This is a genomic window from Planococcus sp. CP5-4_YE, from assembly GCF_019042655.1.
Lineage (GTDB): Bacteria > Bacillota > Bacilli > Bacillales_A > Planococcaceae > Planococcus.
The window spans coordinates 46,920-69,002 of sequence record NZ_JAHPZO010000015.1 but is presented as its reverse complement, the minus strand read 5'-3'; the positions used below and the strand labels follow the sequence as shown (position 1 = coordinate 69,002).

The 22,083-nt window shown below is 45.2% G+C and carries 34 protein-coding genes, 1 rRNA gene and 1 pseudogene; 1 reads left to right on the top strand and 35 read right to left on the bottom strand.

Annotated features, from left to right (window positions below):
* The 6 genes and pseudogenes from KTG14_RS14790 to KTG14_RS14765 form a co-directional block, all read right to left on the bottom strand.
* Nucleotides 1-324: ribosomal RNA gene (locus KTG14_RS14790) — 16S ribosomal RNA — on the bottom strand; the annotation flags it as partial.
* 449 nt (nt 325-773) lie between these two features.
* A complete protein-coding gene (locus KTG14_RS14785) occupies nt 774-1,454 on the bottom strand; it encodes a KinB-signaling pathway activation protein (protein ID WP_068459737.1) in 681 nt (226 codons plus the stop codon).
* Nucleotides 1,455-1,601: 147 nt separating this feature from the next.
* Nucleotides 1,602-2,675, bottom strand: a complete 1,074-nt coding sequence (locus KTG14_RS14780; protein ID WP_121301303.1) for an Mrp/NBP35 family ATP-binding protein — start codon at nt 2,673-2,675, stop codon at nt 1,602-1,604.
* Between the two features lie 104 nt (nt 2,676-2,779).
* Nucleotides 2,780-3,220 carry a VOC family protein gene (locus KTG14_RS14775; protein ID WP_216971617.1) on the bottom strand — a complete coding sequence of 147 codons (441 nt, stop codon included), beginning with the start codon at nt 3,218-3,220 and terminating at the stop codon, nt 2,780-2,782.
* Nucleotides 3,221-3,311: 91 nt separating this feature from the next.
* Nucleotides 3,312-3,371, bottom strand: a pseudogene (gene rpsI, locus KTG14_RS14770) (30S ribosomal protein S9); the annotation flags it as partial.
* A 539-nt stretch (nt 3,372-3,910) separates the two neighbouring features.
* A complete protein-coding gene (locus KTG14_RS14765; protein WP_216971616.1) occupies nt 3,911-4,585 on the bottom strand; it encodes a DUF3800 domain-containing protein in 675 nt (224 codons plus the stop codon).
* A gap of 257 nt (nt 4,586-4,842) precedes the next feature.
* On the opposite strand from KTG14_RS14765, the gene KTG14_RS18045 reads away from it, so the two are divergent.
* Nucleotides 4,843-5,187: a tyrosine-type recombinase/integrase gene (locus KTG14_RS18045; protein WP_216971620.1), complete on the top strand. Its 345-nt coding sequence runs from the start codon at nt 4,843-4,845 to the stop codon at nt 5,185-5,187.
* Nucleotides 5,188-5,347: 160 nt separating this feature from the next.
* Here the strand turns inward: KTG14_RS18045 and KTG14_RS14755 are convergent, their stop codons facing one another.
* From KTG14_RS14755 to rpsC, 29 genes are all read right to left on the bottom strand, one after another.
* A complete protein-coding gene (locus tag KTG14_RS14755; RefSeq protein ID WP_216971615.1) occupies nt 5,348-6,370 on the bottom strand; it encodes a HEPN domain-containing protein in 1,023 nt (340 codons plus the stop codon).
* 236 nt (nt 6,371-6,606) lie between these two features.
* Nucleotides 6,607-6,999, bottom strand: coding sequence for a 30S ribosomal protein S9 (gene rpsI, locus KTG14_RS14750; protein WP_058382135.1), 393 nt, complete (start codon nt 6,997-6,999; stop codon nt 6,607-6,609).
* Nucleotides 7,000-7,028: 29 nt separating this feature from the next.
* Complete coding sequence (rplM, locus tag KTG14_RS14745; RefSeq protein ID WP_058382136.1) at nt 7,029-7,466, bottom strand: 50S ribosomal protein L13; 438 nt, start codon at nt 7,464-7,466, stop codon at nt 7,029-7,031.
* A gap of 216 nt (nt 7,467-7,682) precedes the next feature.
* Nucleotides 7,683-8,420, bottom strand: coding sequence for a tRNA pseudouridine(38-40) synthase TruA (gene truA / locus KTG14_RS14740; protein WP_216971614.1), 738 nt, complete (start codon nt 8,418-8,420; stop codon nt 7,683-7,685).
* Between the two features lie 61 nt (nt 8,421-8,481).
* Complete coding sequence (locus tag KTG14_RS14735; RefSeq protein ID WP_216971613.1) at nt 8,482-9,279, bottom strand: energy-coupling factor transporter transmembrane component T family protein; 798 nt, start codon at nt 9,277-9,279, stop codon at nt 8,482-8,484.
* Entirely contained in the window at nt 9,276-10,148 is an 873-nt protein-coding gene (locus KTG14_RS14730; protein WP_216971612.1) for an energy-coupling factor ABC transporter ATP-binding protein, read from the bottom strand. Before KTG14_RS14730 ends, KTG14_RS14735 begins: the two co-directional genes overlap by 4 nt.
* Nucleotides 10,124-10,972, bottom strand: coding sequence for an energy-coupling factor ABC transporter ATP-binding protein (locus KTG14_RS14725; protein ID WP_216971611.1), 849 nt, complete (start codon nt 10,970-10,972; stop codon nt 10,124-10,126). Before KTG14_RS14725 ends, KTG14_RS14730 begins: the two co-directional genes overlap by 25 nt.
* Before the next feature lie 339 nt (nt 10,973-11,311).
* A complete protein-coding gene (gene rplQ, locus KTG14_RS14720; protein ID WP_058382141.1) occupies nt 11,312-11,686 on the bottom strand; it encodes a 50S ribosomal protein L17 in 375 nt (124 codons plus the stop codon).
* 45 nt (nt 11,687-11,731) lie between these two features.
* Nucleotides 11,732-12,676: a DNA-directed RNA polymerase subunit alpha gene (locus tag KTG14_RS14715; protein ID WP_058382142.1), complete on the bottom strand. Its 945-nt coding sequence runs from the start codon at nt 12,674-12,676 to the stop codon at nt 11,732-11,734.
* A gap of 127 nt (nt 12,677-12,803) precedes the next feature.
* Nucleotides 12,804-13,193: a 30S ribosomal protein S11 gene (gene rpsK, locus KTG14_RS14710; RefSeq protein ID WP_058382143.1), complete on the bottom strand. Its 390-nt coding sequence runs from the start codon at nt 13,191-13,193 to the stop codon at nt 12,804-12,806.
* 25 nt (nt 13,194-13,218) lie between these two features.
* Complete coding sequence (gene rpsM / locus KTG14_RS14705; protein WP_058382144.1) at nt 13,219-13,584, bottom strand: 30S ribosomal protein S13; 366 nt, start codon at nt 13,582-13,584, stop codon at nt 13,219-13,221.
* A gap of 24 nt (nt 13,585-13,608) precedes the next feature.
* A complete protein-coding gene (gene rpmJ / locus KTG14_RS14700) occupies nt 13,609-13,722 on the bottom strand; it encodes a 50S ribosomal protein L36 (protein ID WP_006828951.1) in 114 nt (37 codons plus the stop codon).
* Between the two features lie 37 nt (nt 13,723-13,759).
* Nucleotides 13,760-13,978: a translation initiation factor IF-1 gene (gene infA / locus KTG14_RS14695; RefSeq protein WP_050613653.1), complete on the bottom strand. Its 219-nt coding sequence runs from the start codon at nt 13,976-13,978 to the stop codon at nt 13,760-13,762.
* A gap of 404 nt (nt 13,979-14,382) precedes the next feature.
* Entirely contained in the window at nt 14,383-15,036 is a 654-nt protein-coding gene (locus KTG14_RS14690) for an adenylate kinase (RefSeq protein WP_216971610.1), read from the bottom strand.
* Between the two features lie 57 nt (nt 15,037-15,093).
* Entirely contained in the window at nt 15,094-16,389 is a 1,296-nt protein-coding gene (gene secY, locus KTG14_RS14685) for a preprotein translocase subunit SecY (protein ID WP_068459716.1), read from the bottom strand.
* On the bottom strand, nt 16,389-16,829 hold the full coding sequence (gene rplO, locus KTG14_RS14680) for a 50S ribosomal protein L15 (protein WP_058382147.1): 441 nt from the start codon (nt 16,827-16,829) through the stop codon (nt 16,389-16,391). Before rplO ends, secY begins: the two co-directional genes overlap by 1 nt.
* Before the next feature lie 33 nt (nt 16,830-16,862).
* On the bottom strand, nt 16,863-17,045 hold the full coding sequence (rpmD, locus tag KTG14_RS14675; RefSeq protein ID WP_068459713.1) for a 50S ribosomal protein L30: 183 nt from the start codon (nt 17,043-17,045) through the stop codon (nt 16,863-16,865).
* Between the two features lie 14 nt (nt 17,046-17,059).
* Nucleotides 17,060-17,560, bottom strand: a complete 501-nt coding sequence (gene rpsE / locus KTG14_RS14670) for a 30S ribosomal protein S5 (RefSeq protein ID WP_058382149.1) — start codon at nt 17,558-17,560, stop codon at nt 17,060-17,062.
* 20 nt (nt 17,561-17,580) lie between these two features.
* The gene (gene rplR, locus KTG14_RS14665; protein WP_058382150.1) at nt 17,581-17,943 is read right to left on the bottom strand and encodes a 50S ribosomal protein L18; all 363 of its coding nucleotides are present in this window, start codon (nt 17,941-17,943) and stop codon (nt 17,581-17,583) included.
* Nucleotides 17,944-17,976: 33 nt separating this feature from the next.
* Complete coding sequence (gene rplF, locus KTG14_RS14660) at nt 17,977-18,516, bottom strand: 50S ribosomal protein L6 (protein WP_068489166.1); 540 nt, start codon at nt 18,514-18,516, stop codon at nt 17,977-17,979.
* Between the two features lie 30 nt (nt 18,517-18,546).
* Complete coding sequence (gene rpsH / locus KTG14_RS14655; protein ID WP_068459709.1) at nt 18,547-18,945, bottom strand: 30S ribosomal protein S8; 399 nt, start codon at nt 18,943-18,945, stop codon at nt 18,547-18,549.
* 29 nt (nt 18,946-18,974) lie between these two features.
* Nucleotides 18,975-19,160 carry a type Z 30S ribosomal protein S14 gene (locus tag KTG14_RS14650; RefSeq protein ID WP_068489164.1) on the bottom strand — a complete coding sequence of 62 codons (186 nt, stop codon included), beginning with the start codon at nt 19,158-19,160 and terminating at the stop codon, nt 18,975-18,977.
* A gap of 19 nt (nt 19,161-19,179) precedes the next feature.
* Entirely contained in the window at nt 19,180-19,719 is a 540-nt protein-coding gene (gene rplE / locus KTG14_RS14645; RefSeq protein ID WP_068459707.1) for a 50S ribosomal protein L5, read from the bottom strand.
* A gap of 27 nt (nt 19,720-19,746) precedes the next feature.
* Nucleotides 19,747-20,058: a 50S ribosomal protein L24 gene (gene rplX / locus KTG14_RS14640; RefSeq protein ID WP_058382154.1), complete on the bottom strand. Its 312-nt coding sequence runs from the start codon at nt 20,056-20,058 to the stop codon at nt 19,747-19,749.
* A gap of 36 nt (nt 20,059-20,094) precedes the next feature.
* Nucleotides 20,095-20,463 (bottom strand): 50S ribosomal protein L14, encoded by a 369-nt coding sequence (gene rplN, locus KTG14_RS14635; protein ID WP_033542790.1) that lies wholly within the window; start codon nt 20,461-20,463, stop codon nt 20,095-20,097.
* Between the two features lie 47 nt (nt 20,464-20,510).
* Nucleotides 20,511-20,774, bottom strand: coding sequence for a 30S ribosomal protein S17 (gene rpsQ, locus KTG14_RS14630; RefSeq protein ID WP_068459705.1), 264 nt, complete (start codon nt 20,772-20,774; stop codon nt 20,511-20,513).
* 23 nt (nt 20,775-20,797) lie between these two features.
* The gene (rpmC, locus tag KTG14_RS14625) at nt 20,798-20,998 is read right to left on the bottom strand and encodes a 50S ribosomal protein L29 (protein ID WP_058382156.1); all 201 of its coding nucleotides are present in this window, start codon (nt 20,996-20,998) and stop codon (nt 20,798-20,800) included.
* Nucleotides 20,988-21,422 (bottom strand): 50S ribosomal protein L16, encoded by a 435-nt coding sequence (gene rplP / locus KTG14_RS14620; RefSeq protein WP_058382157.1) that lies wholly within the window; start codon nt 21,420-21,422, stop codon nt 20,988-20,990. The genes rpmC and rplP overlap by 11 nt, the downstream gene beginning before the upstream one ends.
* A gap of 1 nt (nt 21,423) precedes the next feature.
* Entirely contained in the window at nt 21,424-22,080 is a 657-nt protein-coding gene (gene rpsC / locus KTG14_RS14615) for a 30S ribosomal protein S3 (RefSeq protein ID WP_068459703.1), read from the bottom strand.
* Nucleotides 22,081-22,083: the final 3 nt, after the last annotated feature.

Genomic DNA, 22,083 nt, shown 5'->3' with positions numbered 1-22,083 from the left:
CAGTGTGGCCGATCACCCTCTCAGGTCGGCTACGCATCGTCGCCTTGGTAGGCCGTTACCCCACCAACTAGCTAATGCGCCGCGGGCCCATCCTGCAGTGACAGCCGAAACCGTCTTTCCGTACCGCCTCATGAGAGGCCGTAAACTATTCGGTATTAGCACCGGTTTCCCGGAGTTATCCCGATCTGCAGGGCAGGTTGCCCACGTGTTACTCACCCGTCCGCCGCTAAACCAAAGGAGCAAGCTCCTAAGGTTCCGCTCGACTTGCATGTATTAGGCACGCCGCCAGCGTTCGTCCTGAGCCAGGATCAAACTCTCCATTATAGAGTAGTTGATTGCTCAATACTGCTGGCGTATCGCCGTCTCGAAAGACGCACGATTCGCTTGATCTGCTAGAGCTGATCAGTAGTTAAGCCACAAACACCAAAGGTTGGAATGGCTGCTTGCTCCAATCGCCCAAGGGCGACCATCGCAAAAGCCGTTCGCGCGCCAAGGCGCTTGTGACGTCTTTCGTTGACGTTTTGCTGTTCAGTTTTCAAGGTTCATGTTTGCTGCCGTTCCTGACGACTTTTATTATATTAAAGCATGTTTAAATATATGTCAACGGATTTAGGAAACTTTTTTCAAAAGAACTTTTCAGCCTGTTGAAATCCGTGAGAAAGGCTTGCTAAACCCCGTAGGCAAGGCGTTTCTCGACACTCTGGAAAAACCCATCGAAAACAAAAAAACCCGCTCCCTGCCCTAAAGGCAGAAAGCGGAACTTTTCTGAAAAATCATTTCTTGTTCTCAGCTGCCTGCGCTTTTCTGGCAGCACGGCGAGCTTCAAGTTTCACACGGTCTTCTTCAGACTTCTCATTGTACTTCGGCAAGGCGAGAAGTTGATAGGCATTTACCGCAAGCAATGGGAACAGCAACAAGGTCACCCAGCTATCCACATTGCCCGCTCTTACCATTAAGGCTGGCAGCCATTCCAAGGTTGTGACGACAATCATAAAGAACAGCGCTGAAATAAAGGCTGACTTCGCTGTCCATTTTGCTTTGAAGTAAGCCGTTGTGAGCGACACCGCTAGCAAAATGAACAATAACACGCCATATAAGAATCCTTGGCCACCTGTTTCGACATTCGGAAGAAAGCGGAAGACAATCAAGTCGAAGATCACGATGGCGATGATCAACAGCTGAACCCAATTCCACAGCCGCAGCGAACGGAACATGTTGTGGCCGAACTGGTGAATGGTCAAGTAGGCGAAGAAGCCCATCTGCGCAATCAAGCTCATGGTGAGACCGACGACGATCATCCAGACAAAGCCTGCGATAAATTCTCCCCACTGCCCATTCTGCGCAGCTTCTGAGAAGACATCGTTCCAGCGGATGAAAATTCCGAGCAGGCCGGTAATCCCTCCGCCTATCAATAATGCGGTTAATGCAAATTTAACCCAATTTCGTATAGTCACGTATATTGCCTCCGTTAATTTAAAGTTCCTTTCGATTGTATCAACAAACCCTTCTATCTGCAGGAGGAGTTGTGAACAAACCTTGAAAGTCTTTTACCGCCTATATAAAAATCCGGAAACCGAAAGCCGGTTTCCGGATAATCTGTTTTATTGCTTGTTCTCTTTATTCGCGAATTGCTGGAGGACTTGCTGGGCAATCTCTCCATAAATCTTTCCAGTTGGGTGATCTTCTGCGTAGACAGACGGAGCGAAATCATTTTCATCCCAGTCGGGCTGGCCAAGCGGAATCTGTCCAAGCAATGGGGATTGTAATTCTTCAGCGAGCTTTGCCCCGCCGCCTTTTCCGAAGATATATTCTTTTTTGCCGGATCCTTGGCTTTCAAACCACGACATGTTCTCGACAACGCCCAATACTTCGTGATTGGTTTGCAGAGCCATCGCTCCTGCACGGGCTGCAACGAATGCAGCTGTCGGGTGCGGTGTGGTGACAACGATCTCTTTGGAAGCCGGAAGCATTTGATGGATATCGAGTGCAACATCCCCCGTGCCTGGTGGCAAGTCCAATAGTAGGTAATCAAGATCTCCCCACTCCACATCGCGGAAGAATTGATCCAAGACTTTCCCGAGCATTGGGCCACGCCATACGACAGGCATATTGTCTTCAACGAAGAAGCCCATCGAAATCACTTTGACGCCGAAGCGCTCGACGGGAATGATCGTATCGCCCCGGACAACCGGCGCTTTATCGATGCCCATCATGTCCGGCACACTGAAGCCGTAGATATCTGCGTCAACGAGCCCGACTTTTTTGCCTGCACGCGCAAGCGCGATCGCCAAGTTGACAGAGACTGTCGATTTGCCGACGCCGCCTTTACCGCTGGCGATGGAAATGAATTCGACTTTGTTCAATGGAGACAAGAGATCCTGCGCTTCAGACTCGTTCGCGGTCCCGCGGAACTGCGCCAAGGCTTCGGGCGGCAATTCTTCGAAGCGAATGCCGACTGAATCAGCGCCGACTCCCTTGATGGCGTCGACCACTTTCATCTGAAGCTGCATTTGTTCCGGTGTATTCGTTTTGGCGATCGCCAGTTTGACACTGACGTATTTTTTCTCTTCTTTGATTTTTACCGACAAGATGCCGTTTGTTTCCGATAGGGTTCTATGTAAAAACGGATCTTCTAGAGCTCCGACTGCTTCTCGCACTTGTGTTTCACTTAACATTCCACTACACTCCTTATCACTTTTGCTACGGTCCAGTATAACATAGTGAAAGCGTTTTTAAATCCATTCCGGCTTTTCGAAGTACAGCATCTTCAGTGCATTTACTATTCACCGCGCCCCAAGTTGAGCATGTCGTGTGCATCGAATGTGAAATCCGGTCCATATGCAACTTCCCAGTGATAGCCGTCAGGGTCTTGGAAATAACCCGAATATCCTCCCCAAAAGACATCAACAGGTTCTTTCACGATCACTGCTCCCGCTTTTCTGGCCAATTCCATCACTTGGTCCACTTCATCCCGTGATTTGGCATTATAGGCCAAAGTGATGCCAGAGAACCCGCTTTTCACCGGCGGATTTGCTGCGTCGATGTCTTTTGCCAACTCCTCTAAAGGATATAACTCCAATTTCGTACCAGTAGTATTGAAGAAAATGATGTCCGGTTTATCGTTTGTTTCATCCGTTTGGAAGCCCAGTTCATCCCGGTAAAACTTCACAGACCTTTCCATGTCCTGAACGCCCAGGCAGATCAAATTAATGCGGTTCATTCCATCCACTCCTTTTCGGTTTGCTATAAGCTTCGCCAAAACACAAAAAAGCACCTTCCGGAAAACCGGAAAGTGCTTTTGAAAGGTAAAATTAACGTTTTGAGAACTGAGGTGCGCGACGTGCCGCTTTAAGACCGTATTTTTTACGTTCTTATATTCTAAGTATATACCAGCCTTCACACCTTGCTATCAATAGCTTCAGTGAATCTATTCACAGATATTCTTTTCGAGTTTCTTCTATGTAAGTATATCACTTTCTATGACATCGGTGGTCACGTCGTGGTCAAGAGACCTGACATGCCTTCATTCAGCCACGGCTAAGATATTACCTTTTCAATATTACTTGTTGTTAATTAACTAATTGTAATTAAACCAAATAAAAAAGCCTCCATCTACTTAAAAGATGAAGGCACAAGCACCAGCAGATACCTTGGAAATGGCCGCCTATATAGACTGCTTATGTGACTAATAATCGCACACACTTTTCAAGGGTTTACTCTACTCATTTATTGAAATAAAATGGGTGAAAAATTTAGCAAGCACAATACCCATAGAATGACTACCTCAAAGGCAGTTTATGTGTTTGTTTTTGTCACACATTCTTATAGGGTTTACTTGTGCTTGATTCTGTACTAGTTGGTAACATAATTGTAACCGAAAGTGTGTACATTGTAAACAGATTAGTTTAACCTACAGAGCAACAACTTTTTGCTTACCAAAATGCCTTCTTGGAAACAATTCAGATTGAATAATTTTTTCGTTTAGCAAATCGTAGCAGTGGCAATGATCTGTCCCGTATTCGTATTTAGTGTTGACTGCATTAGCCACAAAATCTGCTGCTTGAATTGCATATGAGTTTTGAGACTCGAAATAGTTCACTGTAATATTTACGTCTAGATTGAGTTCATAGTTTACTTTGATTTTGATGTAATCTTCAAAAGAGTTCCCTGAAGCCACTTTTATACTACGTTTATCTAAATTAATTTCTAGTTCTTCAACGTCATGATTTTTAACAACTGCCAATACGATAAACTGGAGCATGAAGTTGTACAGTAGATTTTCATCTTCTAACAGCTTCGGATTTACATGTTGTTTGTCTGCTACTACGTATCGAACGCTCACACTTTCTTTTGAGACAATTTTTCTTAAAAAGTAGTCTTTAATAATCATAGAAGCGTCGCTTGCCTTTATTTCATTATGCCTTTGAAATTTTGGAAATACCTCTTTAGTCTTTACGACCGCTTTCTTCATAACGTTTTTCAAAGGTTTAACATTTGTCGTTTGAACGCAAGCAATAGTAAAATACTTCCCCTGGCTTCCCATATTGCCAGATTCATCGAAATGCAACGAAATCTTTTCACCCATAATTTATTTCCTCTCTGTATGTTTTTATAAAAATTTTCATTTCTTACGTTCTTTACTATATTAAGGATTATATCATAAAATTCGACTAATAAAAAAAACCCTTTAACGACGACTTTCAGACGTCACTTTAAGGGACTTTGCATATTCACTATCAATTACCACTAATTCAATGTCTTATAATTACTTACTTCTATACAATATGACTTCATAAATATTTATCAACTCATTCGATAGAACTCACTGAAATGATTTGATCGATTGGCAGACGTTCTACCCTAGATGAACTAATAAAGAGTACCTCACGTCTCGAAAGATCAATACGATTAATCTTTCCGCGCGATGATCTGCGACCGATGCGCCTCGCCCATCCCAATGACTTGCTGCTATCCGTCTCTAAACGTTGTGGTGTCGAATATATCGGTGTCTACGGATTGAGACACGCATACGCTTCGATGCTGTTTGCTTCTGGAGCTTCGATGAAAGAAGTTCCAATGAAACTGAGCCACTCTAAAATTGAAACAACCATAAATTTGTATACGCATGTTACGAAGGAACGGAAGGTCGAGGTCGTGAAGAATTTCATTGACTTTTTAGCTAAATAAATAGTTTTTTCACAATTGTTCGCAATCTAGTAAACACATATAAAAAACCCTTTTTGTTGAGAGGAAAGGGCTTTAAACATTTACACAACTTTATCAACCAAGAATACACCGAATAAAAATTCTTTTAAATTTCATACCAAAGTACACACTAATTTATAGTTTAGCTAAATAAAAAATTTTCTTTATACCACTCAGTAAGTTTATCACCTTTTAATTTAGCTATTTCTGGATGATTCGAAATTATCTCTTTAATTAACCTTCTAACAATATCATCTGTCGTAACCGATATATTTTTTAATTTTGCCTCAAGTGTTTTCTTTAAAGCATCACCATGTACATACGAAGATCTTGTACTATAAGCTTCTCTTAAAGCATCGTGTATGCGAATTTTTTCTGCCCGATCCTTCCCGATGATCATTGCAGTTCTTTCAGATGCTTGCATAACTAAAGAACCCTTATCAGAAGTAACCAGTGCTTCAATAGCGCTTATGTAATTCGCTATCTTTGCAGATAAAAACGCTTGATTTCTTGCTGCCGTTACAAAAATTAATGCTCTCGAAATTCTATCGTCCGATCTATAAATTTCATCTAAGTTACCGTAATCGAGTGCATAGTTATTTTCTATTAAATACTCCTCACTCGACTTCTTTGGATGATTTGATTTCGATACTACATAATTCTCCACGAAACTTAACCAGTCGTGAACTCTTTCTAACTCTTCAGTGTTAATTTTGACACTTTCATGAAGGCCGTTAGCCATGTAGGTTAGATTTTCTTTCTTTATGCGTAGGGTAGAAGAATTCTCCCAGCGATATATATGAGTATATAAAATATTAGTATTTACAGCATGATCTTTGACCAGCCACAAAGCCAATAGCCACATATCGAGTGATGCCGAAACTTTACGAGATTGCTTAATAATAAGAGCGTCTTCTTGAGAAAGATCAACATCCGATATATCATACTGAGTGCCTAAAAACTCGTTTCTCCTATATTCTCCTAGATCCATTTTTCCAATGGATTGTGTAAGATCATCATTTAACAAAAAATCCTCTTCTTTTAGTGGATCCTCTAAGGTAAAACCTTCCAAAGTATCCTTAGATATAGATAACTGTTCACTTTTAAATATGTGAGGATCTTCTATCTCAAACTGAACATTAACTAGTGAACAGAACATGTGCATATTGTAACCTCCATATATTTGTTGCCTCAATTAATTAAAGTAAAAGGTAAGAATAAAAGAATTTCCCATACTTATATTAGCATATTACTAAGCATAGAATTATAAGGAATTTCGTTCGCATTCATATCTATATAAATACTTGGTGGTCAAACGGTGGTCACAAGACTAATTTGAACACAAAAAGGCCCTCTTCTCGATTTGAGAAAAGGGCTTTAAACGCAGATATAACAGTGTTATTAACGTTTTGAGAACTGAGGTGCGCGACGTGCCGCTTTAAGACCGTATTTTTTACGTTCTTTCATACGTGGGTCACGTGTTAGGAATCCTGCAGATTTAAGTGCTCCGCGGAATTCTGGATCTACTGTAAGTAGAGCGCGTGCAATTCCGTGACGGATTGCGCCGGCTTGTCCAGTGAACCCGCCGCCTTTTACGTTTACCAATACATCGTAGCTACCAAGAGTTTCAGTAGTTACTAGTGGTTGTTTGATGATTTGCTCAAGCGTTTCGTATGGAACGTAGTCAGATACGTCACGGTTGTTGATTGTGATTGTACCATCTCCTGGTACCAAACGTACGCGAGCTGTTGAGTTTTTACGGCGACCTGTACCGATATATTGAACTTGTGCCAAAGGTGTATCCTCCTCTTATTTACTGATTATTATCCGCGAAGCGTGTAAGCTTCAGGTTGTTGTGCTTGGTGGTTGTGCTCTGGTCCAGCGTATACATGCAATTTCTTGAATGTTTGGCGTCCCAAAGAGTTCTTTGGAAGCATGCCTTTGATTGCTAGTTCAAGCATTTTTGTAGGGTATTTCGTGCGCATTTCTAGTGCTGTGCGCTGCTTAAGTCCGCCTGTGTATTGCGTGTGGCGGTAGTAGATTTTGTCGGTAAGTTTTTTACCAGTCAAGTGGATTTTGTCAGCATTGATGATGATGACGTGATCGCCAGTGTCGACGTTCGGTGTGAATGTTGGTTTGTATTTCCCGCGCAAGATTGAAGCGACTTCAGAAGCCAAACGTCCAAGAGTTTGCCCTTCTGCATCGACAACCAACCATTTACGCTCGACTTCGTGACCTTTAGCCATGAATGTTGTACGCATGTATATTGTCCTCCTAATGAATCGTCTCATTTTTTTAGAATTCAGTTCCAAGTGTTCCATGTTGGTTCCGTTGTTCCGTGTTTTCCTTATCCCTTAACACAAATAACCTTCCGGGGCATATCGTGGGGGTAATGAAAATACCATACATCATCATATAACGGATTACATTTTAAGTCAAGGATATTTAGAAAAACACCAGGAAAAGTTGCTTCACTCTCAGTAATGCACTTTTTCCAAGTACAAACCGTGTGCTGCGGCTGTTTTACCGGCAGCGTCGCGGTCGCAGGCGGCAATGATTGCAGCCAGTTCTTCCGGTTCTCTTCTATTTAATCCGACTTCCAACAAAGTGCCTGCAATAATGCGCACCATATTATAGAGAAAACCGGATCCTTCGATGACCATATGCAATTCCTCACCATGCTCTTCAAAATCAATTCGCCAGATCGTTCTTACTTTGTCGACGACATTGGTATTTGCCGCACAAAAACTCGAAAAATCATGCGTACCGACAAACGCTTGTGCCGCTTTTTCCATACGCGATACATCGATTTCTTGCGGCACATGGACAAGATGGTTGCGGCTGAACGGATTGATGAGCTTGCTGCGGTTCCATTTATAACGGTAAATCTTGCCTTTGGCGTGGTAGCGGGCATGAAATTCAGCATCCGCTTGTTCGACATCATAGACCTGGATATCTTGTGGCAGGCGGACATTGAGTGCACGCACCCAGGAATCTGTAGGCATGGAAAACGGGGTATCGAAATGAATCACTTGCCCAGTGGCATGCACCCCGGAATCTGTCCGCCCGCTCGCCACCACTTCAACCCGCTCGCCTTTATGCAATTCTTTTAACGCGCGCAACAGCTCCAGTTGAACGGTGCGGGTTTTTAATTGGATTTGATAGCCTGCAAACCCGCTGCCGTCGTAGGCGATCGTCGCTTTCATTCGTTTCATGGGGTCTCTCCTTTTACTGCAACTTTCATCATTCGCGCCTCACCAACTCATCGCATTTTAGTTAACTCCGGAAATACCAAAGCAATCCGGCAAATCCGGTGAGCAGCAATAGGCTCAGTGTATCTATAAAGCGCCAGTTGAGCTGGCGGTAGCGTGTACGCCCTTCTCCCCCGCGGTAGCCTCTCACTTCCATGGCGGTCGCTAGATCTTCCGCCCGCTTGAAGGCACTGACAAACAACGGGATTAACAGTGGCACGACCGCTTTGATGCGTTCTTTAATCGGGCCGGAACCGATATCCGAGCCGCGTGCCATTTGCGCTTTTAGAATTTTTCCGGTTTCATCCATCAAAGTTGGAATGAAGCGAAGTGAAATGGACATCATCAATGCCAATTCGTGCACCGGCAATTTGACGCGCTTAAATGGCCCAAGCAACACTTCAATGCCATCCGTGATCGAAATCGGAGAAGTGGTCAAGGTGAGTATGCTCGTCATGAACACCAACACCAAAAACCGGATCGAAATGAAGATCCCTTGCCGCAGTCCCTCCTCGTAGATGTCTACAAAGCCGATGCTGAAGAGCAACGCCCCGCCTTCGGTAAAGAATAAATGCAGGAAAAACGTGAAGGCCATTAAAATGAAGACGGGTTTTAAGCCGTTAATCAAGAAATATAGCCGAATCTTCGATAAAAAAACCGAAAGCAAGGTAAATCCAAGCAAAATCGCATAGGTAATGGCATTATTCGCGATAAAAACGATCGCGATAAATAAGAAAACGAAGAGGATCTTGGCTCGTGGGTCCAAGCGGTGAACAATCGAATCTCCTGGAATAAAGCGCCCAAAAATCATTTTCTCCATCATTTCGGCTCACGCCCTTTCTGGAGTGCCTGCGCAATAGACCGCGCCAGCGACTCTTCGGTCAGCGCAAGCTCATCAAGTGATAAGCCGGTTCTCTCTTCAAACTCCCGCTGCATGCGTACGGTGCGCGGCGGCTCCAGCCGGTAATCGCCGAGCTGCTCTTCATTGGCGAAGACTTCGCGCACGTCGCCCGTTGCGACGCATTTGCCGCTGTGCATGATAGCCACGGTATCCGCATAACGCGCCGCATCTTCCATGCTATGTGTGACGAGCACAGTCGTTAAGCCTTTCTCTTGATGCAGTCGGTAAAACAAATCCATGATTTCCCGCCGCCCGCGCGGATCGAGCCCGGCGGTCGGTTCATCCAGCACCAAGACATCTGGCTCCATCGCCAAGACGCCTGCTATGGCGACGCGGCGCATTTGCCCGCCGGATAAGTCGAAAGGCGATTTCTCAAGCACGTCTTCCGGAAGCCCAAGCTGTTCGACCAATGCAATTGCCCGTCTACGCGCTTCTTCTTCCGGCACACCGAAGTTCAGCGGGCCGAACATGATATCTTTCAGCACTGTTTCATCGAACAGTTGCTGTTCCGGAAACTGAAAGACGATGCCGACTTTTTTTCGCACATCCCTCAAATTTTTCGCTTTCGTCCCTGCTTCGATTTTACGCTCGCCGATCAGTACACTGCCTTCAGTCGGCTGCAATAAGGCGTTCAAATGCTGCAGCACGGTCGATTTTCCCGAACCCGTGTGCCCGATGATTGCTGTATAAGAACCCGATGGAATGTGCAATGTGACATCCGTCAACGCACGTTTTTCAAAAGGGGTGTCTTTCGCGTAGCTGTATCCTACTTGCTTGAGTAATATGTCCATAGTTCCTCCACCAGCTCATGTTCTGTCATAGATTCACCGGTCATCGGCACTCCGGCTTGTTTTAATAAACCTGCCATCCGCATCGCAAACGGCAAGTCCAGCCCCATTTCCGTCAGTTCTCCGCCAGCGGAAAACACGTCATCTGGCGTTCCTTCCATTTGCTTATGGCCCTTATTCATCACGAGCACACGGTCAGCCAGCGCTGCCTCTTCCAGGTCATGGGTAATCGACAGCACGGTCAGGCCTGTCGTTTCACGCAGCTCGCGAATCGTCTCGATCACTTCCCGGCGGCCTTGTGGATCAAGCATCGACGTCGCTTCGTCCAAAATAAGCAGGCGCGGGCGCAGAGCAAGCGCACCGGCAATCGCCACGCGTTGCTTTTGCCCGCCGGATAGGTGATGCGGTTCATGATCGAGGTAATCCGCCATCTTCACTTGCTGCAAAGATTCATGGACACGCACGACCATTTCTTCGTGAGGGACGCCGTTATTCTCGAGCGCGAACGCGACATCGTCCTGCACTGTCGCCCCGACAAATTGGTTGTCCGGATTCTGGAACACCATCCCCATTTGCGAACGGATCTCCCATAAACTTTCTTCGGACATTGTTAGCCCCATCGCTTTGACTGTTCCTTGCTGCGGGAATAACAGCCCGTTCATCAGTTTGGCGATGGTCGACTTGCCAGAACCGTTATGGCCAACAAGTGCCACCCATTCCCCTTCCTCAATCGAGAACGATAGATCCGAGACAGCCGACTTGACCGACGCGTCTCCCGGCACGTATGTGAATGTCACTTGTTCAAATGACAAAATGGTTCCCTTCATGTGATAAAGCCTCCTCTAAACTTTCTCTACTCTGCTCTTATGTGCTGTAAAACGGGAACTCTTTAGCCACGCTTAACTTGCACTGCTCATATTCCCTTATATGGAATATCAACACTGAAAATTAATTGATCAATAAATAAAAAAAGCGCGCACCTCATTCAGAGTATGCGCTTTTCTGTCTCTATGGCTCCTGCGGGTGCTTAAGCCGCCGGTTGAATGAGGTGCGTAGAGCTAGACGAGACGCCGCCCGAAGGCTCGCTCATCATAACACTCAGCTTTTCATATTGTCGTATAAATCATGATGCTAAAAGAAGAGGGCTATGCACCCTCTTCAACTGTTTAAACCAATTCAATAATTACGATTGGTGCGCCATCTCCGCGACGAGGCCCCATTTTCATGATGCGCGTATAGCCGCCTTGACGGTCAGCGTAACGTGGTGCTACATCATCAAACAATTTTTGCAAAGCAAAGATTGTGTTTTCGTTGCCTTCTTCGTCAGTCGAAGTCACGAGTTCACGGCGAATGTATGCTGCAGCTTTACGGCGAGCGTGGATATCTCCGCGCTTACCAAGCGTGATCATTTTTTCTACAGTTGAACGGACTTCTTTAGCACGGGCTTCAGTTGTCTGAATGCGTTCGTGAACGATTAGGTCAGTCGTAAGGTCACGCAAAAGCGCTTTACGTTGAGAACTTGTACGTTGAAGTTTTCTCATTGAAGTTTCCCTCCTTTGTTGAATAGTTCAGAAAGAATCGGGCAATCAGTCTTCTTTACGAAGGCCAAGACCTAGATCTTCCAACTTCACTTTCACTTCTTCGAGTGATTTGCGTCCGAGGTTGCGAACTTTCATCATGTCGTCTTCCGACTTGTTGGCCAATTCGTGGACAGTGTTAATGCCAGCACGTTTTAGGCAGTTATAAGAACGAACCGAAAGATCAAGCTCTTCGATAGTCATCTCAAGCACTTTTTCTTTTTGGTCTTCTTCTTTTTCAACCATGATTTCAGCTGTTTGAGCCTCATCCGTCAATCCGACGAAGATGTTCAGATGTTCAGTGAAAATTTTCGCGCCAAGCGCAATTGCCTCTTTGGGACCGATGCTTCCATCTGTCCAGACATCGAGGGTTAATTTATCGAAATGAGCGAGTTGGCCCACACGGGTATTTTCCACTTGGAAATTGACGCGTGAAACTGGCGTGTAAATAGAGTCAATCGGGATAACGCCAATTGGAAGATCTTCACGTTTGTTCTGATCTGCACGGGCATACCCACGGCCGCGGTTAGCATACATGCGCATGCGCAAGTGGCCGTCTTTCGCGATTGTTGCAATATATAGATCCGGATTCAGAATTTCCACGTCACTATCGTGAGTGATATCTGCAGCCGTAACCGTTCCGTCACCTTTTACATCAATTTCAATGACTTTTTCTTCGTCAGAGTAAATTTTCAAAGCGAGCTTCTTGATGTTCAAAATGATAGAGGCTACATCTTCTTCTACACCTTCGACAGTGGAGAATTCATGCAAAACGCCATCAATTTGGATCGAAGTAACAGCTGCGCCAGGTAAAGATGAAAGTAGGATTCGACGTAAGGAGTTACCTAAAGTGGTACCATATCCACGCTCAAGGGGTTCAACAACAAATTTGCCATATTTGGCATTGCTGTCGATCTCAACCGTTTCAATTTTTGGTTTTTCTATTTCGAGCATTCAGTTTACCCTCCTTCAAAACGTCGGTATTTTCGTTGCATAAGAATTCGATAGTCACAGACTTTCGCTACGATTCAGAACACATTGAGTAAGTCGTGATGTTCAAAAATCCTATTCAGACCAACGATTATACGCGACGGCGTTTTGGCGGGCGGCAGCCGTTGTGAGGAACTGGAGTTACGTCTCTAATTGCAGTAACTTCCAATCCAGCAGCTTGAAGCGCACGGATAGCAGCTTCGCGACCTGAACCAGGACCTTTAACAGTTACTTCCAAAGTTTTCAAACCATGTTCCATGGAAGTTTTTGCAGCAGTTTCAGCAGCCATTTGGGCAGCGAATGGAGTGGATTTACGTGAACCACGGAATCCTAGAGCACCAGCCGAAGACCATGATACTGCGTTACCTTGCATATCAGTGATCGTAACAATTGTGTTATTGAATGTTGAGCGGATGTGAGCAATACCGGATTCGATATTCTTTTTCACACGACGCTTACGAGTTTGTTGTTTACGTGCCATGTTAAGAAACAACCTCCTTTACTGATTATTTTTTCTTGTTAGCTACAGTTTTACGAGGACCTTTACGCGTACGCGCGTTGTTCTTCGTATTTTGACCACGAACCGGAAGACCGCGACGGTGGCGGATACCACGGAAGCTAGCGATTTCCATCAAACGTTTGATGTTCATGGAAACTTCACGGCGAAGGTCACCTTCGATTTTGTACTGATCCAATTGTTCACGGATATTGTTCAACTCGTCTTCTGTAAGATCGCGAACGCGAGTCTCTTCAGAAACACCAGCACCAGAAAGAACTTTCTGAGCAGTCGTTTTCCCAACACCGTAGATATAAGTCAATGAAATTACAACGCGTTTGTCGCGCGGAATGTCAACACCAGAAATACGTGCCATGTGTGCGATGCACCTCCTTCTTTATTAACCTTGTCTTTGTTTGTGTTTCGGATTTTCACAGATTACCATTACTTTACCGTTTCTGCGAATAACTTTACATTTTTCGCAGATCGGCTTAACAGATGGTCTCACTTTCATCTAACCCAACCTCCTTAGTAGTCCGGAGTGCAAAAGATTATTTAAAACGGTATGTGATGCGACCGCGTGTTAAATCGTAAGGAGAAAGTTCTACTGTTACTTTATCTCCTGGCAGAATGCGGATGAAATGCATGCGAATCTTGCCTGATACGTGCGCAAGAATCGTATGGCCATTTTCAAGCTCCACTTTAAACATCGCGTTGGGCAAAGTCTCAATGACTGTTCCCTCGATTTCAATTACATCGTCTTTCGCCATCGACCCAGTCTCCCTTCTGTATACAAATCAGGTACTCATCTTCAAACAGTATTTGCTGATTGAATAATTCTTATCCATTCACCAGGAATTCACGAGTGACATTTGAAAGACCTTCTCCGGGTTCCTCTCCCCACTTATGACAGCGGAGTTCGGGGGTTCCGGTTGAGCCAGTCTGACCCACGTATCCTCGACTGCCCGGACTGCCTTGGATGAGTTCCAAACCCGTTACACAGATGCTTCCACGAAACTCATTATACTACCTCCGGTGCGGAATTGCACGGAGCAACGAGCCTCACCGGTTTCATATAATCAAGCCTTGTTTGCTTTTGCAGCTCTCGAAAATTCATATCTCCGGTGCTCCTTAAAGCCACATGGAGGCAACTAACTGCGCCCGGCGCCGGGACTTAACCTCGGTCGCCCTTTAGAAGAGCATCAATGTCAGCAAATACTTTATCAATGTCCTGCTGTCCATTTATATTGGTCAGCACGTTCTTATCTTCATAGAAGTCAAGAAGCGGCTGAGTTTGTTGCATGTTAACTTCTAAACGCTTCGTGACGGTTTCAGGCTTGTCGTCTTCGCGTTGGTAGAGCTCTCCGCCATCCTTATCGCACACACCTGCAACTGCAGGTGGATTGAAGACAGTATGGTAAGCAGTTCCACAAACTTTGCAAATCCAACGGCCTGTTAAACGTGCAATCAATTCGTCTTGTTCAACTTGGATGTTTACGACATGCTCGATTCGTTTGCCAAGATCAGCCAGAAGAGATTCCAGCGCCTCAGCTTGAGGAACTGTGCGTGGAAAGCCATCCAATAGGAAACCTTTCTCACAGTCCGCTTGGCTGAGTCGCTCTCGGACGATACCGATCGTCACTTCGTCAGGCACCAAGGCACCTTGATCCATGAACGACTTTGCTTCCAGACCCAGTGCCGTGCCGCCTTTAATAGCTGCACGGAACATATCGCCTGTCGAAATATGAGGGATGTCGTACTTCTTGACAATTTCGTCTGCTTGCGTGCCTTTGCCGGCACCTGGTAGACCCATCAACACAATGTTCATACGTTTTGCCCCCTCAGACAAGTGGATAAGGAACGTTTTCACGTTCCTCCCCATTGATTATTTCATAAAGCCTTTGTAATGACGTTTCACAAGTTGTGATTCCAATTGCTTCATCGTCTCCAGGGCTACCCCGACGACAATCAGCAAGCTCGTACCGCCAATCTGTGCAGATTGAGGCAAGTTTGCGATATTAATGAAGAAAATCGGCATGACCGCGATAACGGAAAGGAAGATAGCTCCCACAAACGTTAAGCGGTAAAGCACACTTGTTAAATAATCTTGCGTATTTTTACCCGGACGGATTCCCGGAATGTATGCACCTTGCTTTTTCAAGTTGTCCGCCACGTTTTCAGGATTAACCTGAATGAATGCATAGAAATACGTGAATGCAATGATCAAGGCGACATAAATAATCATGCCGACCGGACGCGTGTAATCAAACGTATTCTGAATTGCCTCCGTGAACGCGTTGGCACCAAAGAAAGAAGCGATAGTTTGCGGCGTGATGATGAACGCCACTGCAAAGATTACCGGGATAACTCCGGCCGCGTTTACTTTCAAAGGTAAATGCGTTTGTTGCCCAGTCGAGCTCTGGCCACGGCCAGCGACACGTTTGGCATACTGGATCGGAATTTTACGCAACGCTTGTTGAACGTAGATGACCAATACAGTAATCGCAACAACTGCGAGTGCGAGCAATGCCATAATGGCAATATTGATTGGAAGCTGATCGCCAGCTCCTTGAATCTGCTGCGCATAAAGTTGGTTAATTGCTCCTGGTACTGCAGCGACAATCCCTGCGAAGATGATAATCGAAATACCGTTCCCCACGCCTTTTGCCGTGATCTGCTCACCAAGCCACAATAGAAATGCTGTTCCTGCTGTCAGTACGATGGCGATTACGACATATGTTGCAATCGAGTCATCTTGGATCAATGTACCTCCGTACATTTGGTTGAAACCATAAGACATGCCGATCGCCTGAATAAAGGCAAGAACGATTGTAAAGTAACGAGTGAATTGAGCAAGTTTCCGTCTTCCGACTTCGCCTTGTTTCGCCCACTCAGCAAATTTCGGCACAACATCCATTTGCAGGAGCTGCACGATGATCGATGCTGTGATATAAGGCATGATTCCCATTGCCAAAATCGAGAAATTGGCCAGGGCGCCTCCACCGAAAGTATTCAAGAAACCGATCAGACCCATCTGATCTGTAGCTTGGAGTACTGACGCATCAACGTTCGGCACCGGAACGAATGTCCCGATACGGAAGATGATGAGCATTGCTAAAGTAAAGAAAATTTTATTTCGAATATCAGATACGCGCATAAGATTAGAGATTGTCTGAAACATTAAAGCACCTCGGTTTGACCGCCGGCAGCTTCAATAGCTTCTTTAGCTGATGCAGAGAATTTGTGGGCTTGTACAGACAATTTCTTGTCCAAGCTTCCGTTACCAAGAATCTTGATACCAGAACGCTCTTTGCTCACAACACCTGTTTCGATTAACAATGCAGGTGTAATTTCTGTGCCTTCTTCAAAACGGTTCAACACGTCAAGGTTTACAACAGTGTAGTCTTTACGGTTGATGTTCGTGAATCCACGCTTCGGCAAACGACGGAACAATGGGTTTTGACCACCCTCGAATCCTGGACGGACACCGCCGCCTGAACGGGCTTTTTGACCTTTGTGGCCTTTACCGGCTGTTTTACCAGTACCTGAACCGATTCCGCGTCCGATACGCTTGCGTGAGCTGCGTGAACCTTCTGCTGGTTTTAATTCGTGAAGTTTCATGTGGTTGGCACCTCCTTCTATAGAAATCAGGGATTAAACTTCTTTAATAGTAACTAAGTGAGCGACTTTATCAAGCATTCCGCGAACTGCCGCGTTGTCTTGGTGCTCAACTGTTTGATGCATTTTGCGCAGGCCTAGTGACTGGACTGTTTTACGTTGTGTCGGTTTAGCACCGATCACTGACTTAGTGAGGGTAATTTCTAGTTTAGTAGCCATGTAATTTCCCTCCCTTATTGGAATAACTCTTCTGTAGTTTTGCCGCGAAGTTTTGCAACTTCATCAGCGCTCTTCAGTTGAGTCAAACCGTTGATAGTAGCACGGACCATGTTGATCGGTGTGTTAGAACCAAGAGATTTAGACAAGATGTCTTGTACTCCTGCAAGCTCTAATACCGCACGAACAGGACCACCAGCAATAACACCAGTACCTGGTGAAGCAGGTTTGATAAGAATCGAGCCGGCACCGAAGCGCCCAGTTACTAGATGTGGAGTAGTACCTTTAACCATAGGTACTTCGATTAAGTTCTTCTTCGCATCTTCAATAGCTTTACGGATTGCTTCTGGAACTTCTTGTGCTTTCCCAGTACCAAAACCGACTTTACCATTTTTGTCGCCTACAACAACCAATGCGGAGAAACGGAAACGACGTCCACCTTTTACAACTTTCGCTACGCGGTTAATCGTAACTACGCGTTCTTCAAGTTCAAGTTTGTTTGGATCAATACGACGCATTATATGGGTCCCTCCTTCTTTTAGAATTCTAAGCCGTTTTCACGAGCAGATTCAGCCAAAGCTTTCACACGGCCGTGATATAGATAACCACCGCGGTCAAAAACAACTGATTTCAAGCCGTTTTCTACTGCGCGTTTTGCAATCGTTTCGCCGACTTGAGCAGCCGCTTCGACGTTGCCTTTTGTTTCAAGAGAAAAATCTTTATCTGCAGATGATGCGCTAGCAAGCGTTACGCCGTTTACATCGTCGATCAATTGAGCGTAGATGTATTTGTTTGAACGGAAAACGTTCAAACGTGGACGTTCAGCTGTTCCCGTGATTTTAGAACGTACGCGAGCGTGACGTTTTTTACGGGATGCATTTTTATCGAGTTTCGTAATCACTGAGGTCACTCCTTTCAGCCTGCCTAAGCAGCATTATTTACCTGTTTTACCTTCTTTGCGGCGAACTTTTTCGTCTTCATAACGGATCCCTTTGCCTTTATACGGCTCTGGTGGGCGCGTAGCGCGGATGTTTGAAGCAAGTGCTCCGACCATCTCTTTGTTGATCCCTTTGATAACGACTTTCGTGTTGCCTTGTACTTCGATTTCGATTCCTTCTTCCGGAGTGAATTCCACCGGATGAGAGTATCCAACGTTCAAGACCAATTTCTTGCCTTGTAGCTGGGCACGGTAACCTACACCGACTAGTTCAAGTGAGCGGGAGAAGCCTTCAGATACTCCAGTAACCATGTTCGCGAGCAATGCACGAGTTGTACCGTGGATTGTGCGGTGATCTTTGGAATCTGATGGGCGTGACAATGTCAAAACATTGTCTTCCTGCGTGATCGTGATATCTGAGTTAAACGAGCGAGCAAGCTCGCCTTTAGGTCCTTTTACAGTTACGTTATTGTCGTTGTCGACAGTAACGGTAACGCTAGCAGGAACCTCGATTGGTTTTTTACCTACACGTGACATTCTGTTGCACCTCCATTCGTTTGTTGCTTCTTACCAAACGTAAGCTATGATTTCGCCGCCGATTTTTTTCGCGCGGGCTTCTTTATCAGTTACCAAACCTTGTGATGTCGATACTAGAGCGATCCCAAGACCGTTTAGTACGCGTGGCACCTCGTCAGTTTTAGCATAAACACGTAGTCCTGGTTTTGAAATGCGTTTCAAGCCAGTGATGACGCGCTCGTTGTTGGCACCGTATTTAAGGAAAATGCGGATCATGCCTTGTTTATCATCTTCAACATATTCTACGTCACGAACGAAACCTTCGCGCTTTAGGATTTCAGCGATGTCTTTTTTCACGTTGGAAGCCGGAAGCTCCAATTTCTCGTGACGAACCATGTTTGCATTACGAATGCGTGTCAGCATATCTGCAATCGGATCTGTCATTGTCATTACATTTACCTCCTTCCCAATTTAGGGGATTACCAGCTGGCTTTTTTGACGCCAGGAATTTGTCCCACATATGCAAGTTCACGGAAACAAATACGGCAAAGTTTGAATTTGCGCAGTACTGAATGCGGACGTCCGCATCGTTCACAGCGTGTGTACTCTTGTACTTTATACTTTGGCGTGCGTTTTTGTTTAGCAATCATTGATTTTTTAGCCACGTTTACGCCTCCCTCATCTTTACTTTTGGAACGGCATACCGAATTGTGTCAATAACTCACGAGCTTCTTCATCAGAGTTCGCAGTTGTCACAATTACGATATCCATACCGCGTACTTTAGAAACTTTATCATAATCGATTTCAGGGAAGATCAATTGTTCTTTCACACCAAGTGTGTAGTTGCCGCGTCCGTCGAAAGATTTTTTCGATACGCCACGGAAGTCACGAACACGTGGAAGTGAGATAGCAATCAATTTATCCAGGAAGTCATACATACGCTCACCGCGTAGTGTAACTTTACATCCGATTGGCATACCTTCACGAAGGCGGAAGCCAGCGATAGATTTCTTAGCTTTTGTGATGACCGGCTTTTGACCAGTGATCGTCTGCAATTCTTCAACAGCAGAATCAAGTGATTTTGTGTTTTGTACAGCTTCACCGACACCCATGTTGATAACGATCTTATCAACTTTTGGTGCCTGCATTACTGAGGAATATTCAAACTTGCTCACTAGAGCAGGTGTGATTTCGTTAGTATATTTTTCTTGTAGGCGGTTCATGTTTGTACCTCCCCTCATTCAGGAATTTTATTTATCTAATTTTTCACCGGATTTTTTTGCAACACGAACTTTTTTGCCGTCTTCCATTTTGTATCCTACGCGAGTCGGCTCGCCGGATTTAGGGTCCACTACCATCACGTTAGAAACGTGGATCGCAGCTTCTTGGCTGACAATTCCGCCTTGCGGGCTTGCCTGGTTCGGTTTTGTATGCTTTTTAACGATGTTAACACCTTCAACGAGCACACGGTCTTTCTTAGGTAGAGCAGTCAAAACAACTCCTGTTTTGCCTTTGTCTTTCCCAGAGATGACCTTAACTGTATCGCCTTTTTTTACATGCATTCTGTCGCACCTCCTTGGTATCGCACGTTGGATGTTTTATAGAACTTCAGGAGCAAGTGAAACGATCTTCATGAAGTTGTTGTCACGAAGTTCACGTGCAACTGGTCCGAAGATACGTGTTCCGCGTGGACCTTTATCGTCGCGGATAATCACACATGCATTTTCATCAAATTTGATGTAAGTACCGTCTTTACGGCGAGCTCCGCTTTTCGTGCGAACGATGACAGCCTTAACGACTTCACCCTTCTTAACAACGCCACCTGGTGTTGCTTTTTTCACGGTACAAACGATTACGTCACCGATGTTTGCTGTCTTGCGACCAGAACCACCAAGCACTTTAATCGTAAGTACTTCACGAGCACCCGAGTTGTCTGCAACTTTTAAACGACTTTCCTGTTGGATCACTTAGGTAACCTCCCTCCGGAACTTTTAGGATTCCGAACTTATTTAAATTAGATGATGACAGCTTTTTCGACGACTTCCACTAAACGGAAACGTTTCGTAGCTGATAGTGGACGAGTTTCCATGATGCGAACGATGTCGCCCATTTTCGCTTCGTTGTTCTCATCATGAGTCTTGAATTTCTTAGAGTATTTTACACGTTTGCCATAAAGCGCGTGCTTTTTTTGAGTTTCAACCATTACTGTAACGGTTTTATCCATTTTGTCAGACACGACGCGGCCTGTGTATACTTTGCGTTGGTTACGCTCAGACATACTTGCAACCTCCTCTCGAATTATCAGTTGTTGCCACTGAGTTCTCTTTCATGAATCACGGTTTTCATACGGGCAATCGCTTTACGTACTTCGCGGATGCGAGCAGTGTTTTCTAATTGACCAGTAGCCAATTGGAAGCGAAGGTTGAAAAGCTCTTCTTTCAGTGATTTCACTTTTTGTTCGATTTCAGCAGTGGTTAGGTCACGGATTTCATTAGCTTTCATTCGATTCACCACCAATTTCTTCGCGTTTTACGAATTTCGTTTTCACTGGCAATTTGTGAGAGGCAAGACGCAATGCTTCGCGTGCAACTTCTTCAGATACTCCAGCGATTTCGAACATAATTTTACCAGTTTTTACTACAGCTACCCAGCCTTCAGGTGAACCTTTACCGGAACCCATCCGTACTTCAAGAGGCTTTTTCGTGTATGGCTTGTGCGGGAAAATCTTGATCCACACTTTACCGCCACGTTTCATGTAACGAGTCATAGCGATACGGGCAGATTCGATTTGGCGGTTAGTGATCCATGAAGACTCAAGAGCCTGCAGGCCATATTCGCCGAATGCGACTTCTTTGCCGCCTTTCGCTTCTCCGCGCATCTTGCCACGGTGTTCACGACGATATTTTACGCGTTTTGGCAATAACATATTATTTGCCTCCTTCCTCAGATTTCTTCTTGGTTGGAAGGACTTCACCGCGATAGATCCATACTTTTACGCCAAGCTTACCATAAGTAGTGTCTGCTTCAGCGTGTGCGTAGTCGATGTCTGCGCGCAATGTATGGAGCGGAACAGTTCCTTCGCTGTAGGACTCAGCACGGGCAATGTCAGCTCCGCCTAGACGTCCAGATACTTGAGTTTTGATCCCTTTAGCGCCTGAACGCATTGTACGTTGGATCGTTTGTTTTTGAGCACGACGGAAAGATGCACGGTTTTCTAGTTGACGTGCGATTCCTTCAGCGACCAATTTCGCATCAAGGTCAGCTCGTTTGATTTCTACGATGTTGATGTGTACACGCTTGCCAGTCATCGAGTTCAGTTGCGTACGAAGTACTTCTACTTCAGAGCCACCTTTACCGATTACCATACCTGGCTTAGCAGTGTGGATTGTAACGTTCACACGGTTTGCAGCGCGTTCGATTTCGATTTTCGAAACTGAAGCTTCTTTCAAACGTGTTTCGATGTATTCACGGATCTTCAAATCTTCGTGAAGGAGTGTCGCGTAGTCTTTTTCAGCGTACCATTTTGACTCCCAATCACGGATGATTCCGATTCGCATTCCAATTGGATGAATTTTTTGTCCCACGAA

Coding starts and splice junctions, on each gene's coding strand:
- KTG14_RS14780 (WP_121301303.1), bottom strand. CDS start 2,675: ATGTTAAGTGAAACACAAGTGCGAGAAGCAGTCGGAGCTCTAGAAGAT.
- KTG14_RS14775 (WP_216971617.1), bottom strand. CDS start 3,220: ATGAACCGCATTAATTTGATCTGCCTGGGCGTTCAGGACATGGAAAGG.
- KTG14_RS14765 (WP_216971616.1), bottom strand. CDS start 4,585: ATGGGTGAAAAGATTTCGTTGCATTTCGATGAATCTGGCAATATGGGA.
- KTG14_RS14755 (WP_216971615.1), bottom strand. CDS start 6,370: ATGCACATGTTCTGTTCACTAGTTAATGTTCAGTTTGAGATAGAAGAT.
- rplM (WP_058382136.1), bottom strand. CDS start 7,466: ATGCGTACAACATTCATGGCTAAAGGTCACGAAGTCGAGCGTAAATGG.
- truA (WP_216971614.1), bottom strand. CDS start 8,420: ATGAAACGAATGAAAGCGACGATCGCCTACGACGGCAGCGGGTTTGCA.
- KTG14_RS14735 (WP_216971613.1), bottom strand. CDS start 9,279: ATGATGGAGAAAATGATTTTTGGGCGCTTTATTCCAGGAGATTCGATT.
- KTG14_RS14730 (WP_216971612.1), bottom strand. CDS start 10,148: ATGGACATATTACTCAAGCAAGTAGGATACAGCTACGCGAAAGACACC.
- KTG14_RS14725 (WP_216971611.1), bottom strand. CDS start 10,972: ATGAAGGGAACCATTTTGTCATTTGAACAAGTGACATTCACATACGTG.
- rplQ (WP_058382141.1), bottom strand. CDS start 11,686: ATGAGAAAACTTCAACGTACAAGTTCTCAACGTAAAGCGCTTTTGCGT.
- KTG14_RS14715 (WP_058382142.1), bottom strand. CDS start 12,676: ATGCTCGAAATAGAAAAACCAAAAATTGAAACGGTTGAGATCGACAGC.
- rpsK (WP_058382143.1), bottom strand. CDS start 13,193: ATGGCACGTAAACAACAAACTCGTAAGCGTCGTGTGAAAAAGAATATC.
- rpsM (WP_058382144.1), bottom strand. CDS start 13,584: ATGGCACGTATTTCTGGTGTTGACATTCCGCGCGACAAACGCGTTGTA.
- rpmJ (WP_006828951.1), bottom strand. CDS start 13,722: ATGAAAGTGAGACCATCTGTTAAGCCGATCTGCGAAAAATGTAAAGTT.
- infA (WP_050613653.1), bottom strand. CDS start 13,978: ATGGCGAAAGACGATGTAATTGAAATCGAGGGAACAGTCATTGAGACT.
- KTG14_RS14690 (WP_216971610.1), bottom strand. CDS start 15,036: ATGAACATTGTGTTGATGGGTCTACCAGGTGCCGGCAAAGGCACGCAA.
- secY (WP_068459716.1), bottom strand. CDS start 16,389: ATGTTTCAGACAATCTCTAATCTTATGCGCGTATCTGATATTCGAAAT.
- rplO (WP_058382147.1), bottom strand. CDS start 16,829: ATGAAACTTCACGAATTAAAACCAGCAGAAGGTTCACGCAGCTCACGC.
- rpmD (WP_068459713.1), bottom strand. CDS start 17,045: ATGGCTACTAAACTAGAAATTACCCTCACTAAGTCAGTGATCGGTGCT.
- rpsE (WP_058382149.1), bottom strand. CDS start 17,560: ATGCGTCGTATTGATCCAAACAAACTTGAACTTGAAGAACGCGTAGTT.
- rplF (WP_068489166.1), bottom strand. CDS start 18,516: ATGTCACGTGTAGGTAAAAAACCAATCGAGGTTCCTGCTAGCGTTACC.
- rpsH (WP_068459709.1), bottom strand. CDS start 18,945: ATGACAATGACAGATCCGATTGCAGATATGCTGACACGCATTCGTAAT.
- rplE (WP_068459707.1), bottom strand. CDS start 19,719: ATGAACCGCCTACAAGAAAAATATACTAACGAAATCACACCTGCTCTA.
- rplX (WP_058382154.1), bottom strand. CDS start 20,058: ATGCATGTAAAAAAAGGCGATACAGTTAAGGTCATCTCTGGGAAAGAC.
- rpsQ (WP_068459705.1), bottom strand. CDS start 20,774: ATGTCTGAGCGTAACCAACGCAAAGTATACACAGGCCGCGTCGTGTCT.
- rpmC (WP_058382156.1), bottom strand. CDS start 20,998: ATGAAAGCTAATGAAATCCGTGACCTAACCACTGCTGAAATCGAACAA.
- rplP (WP_058382157.1), bottom strand. CDS start 21,422: ATGTTATTGCCAAAACGCGTAAAATATCGTCGTGAACACCGTGGCAAG.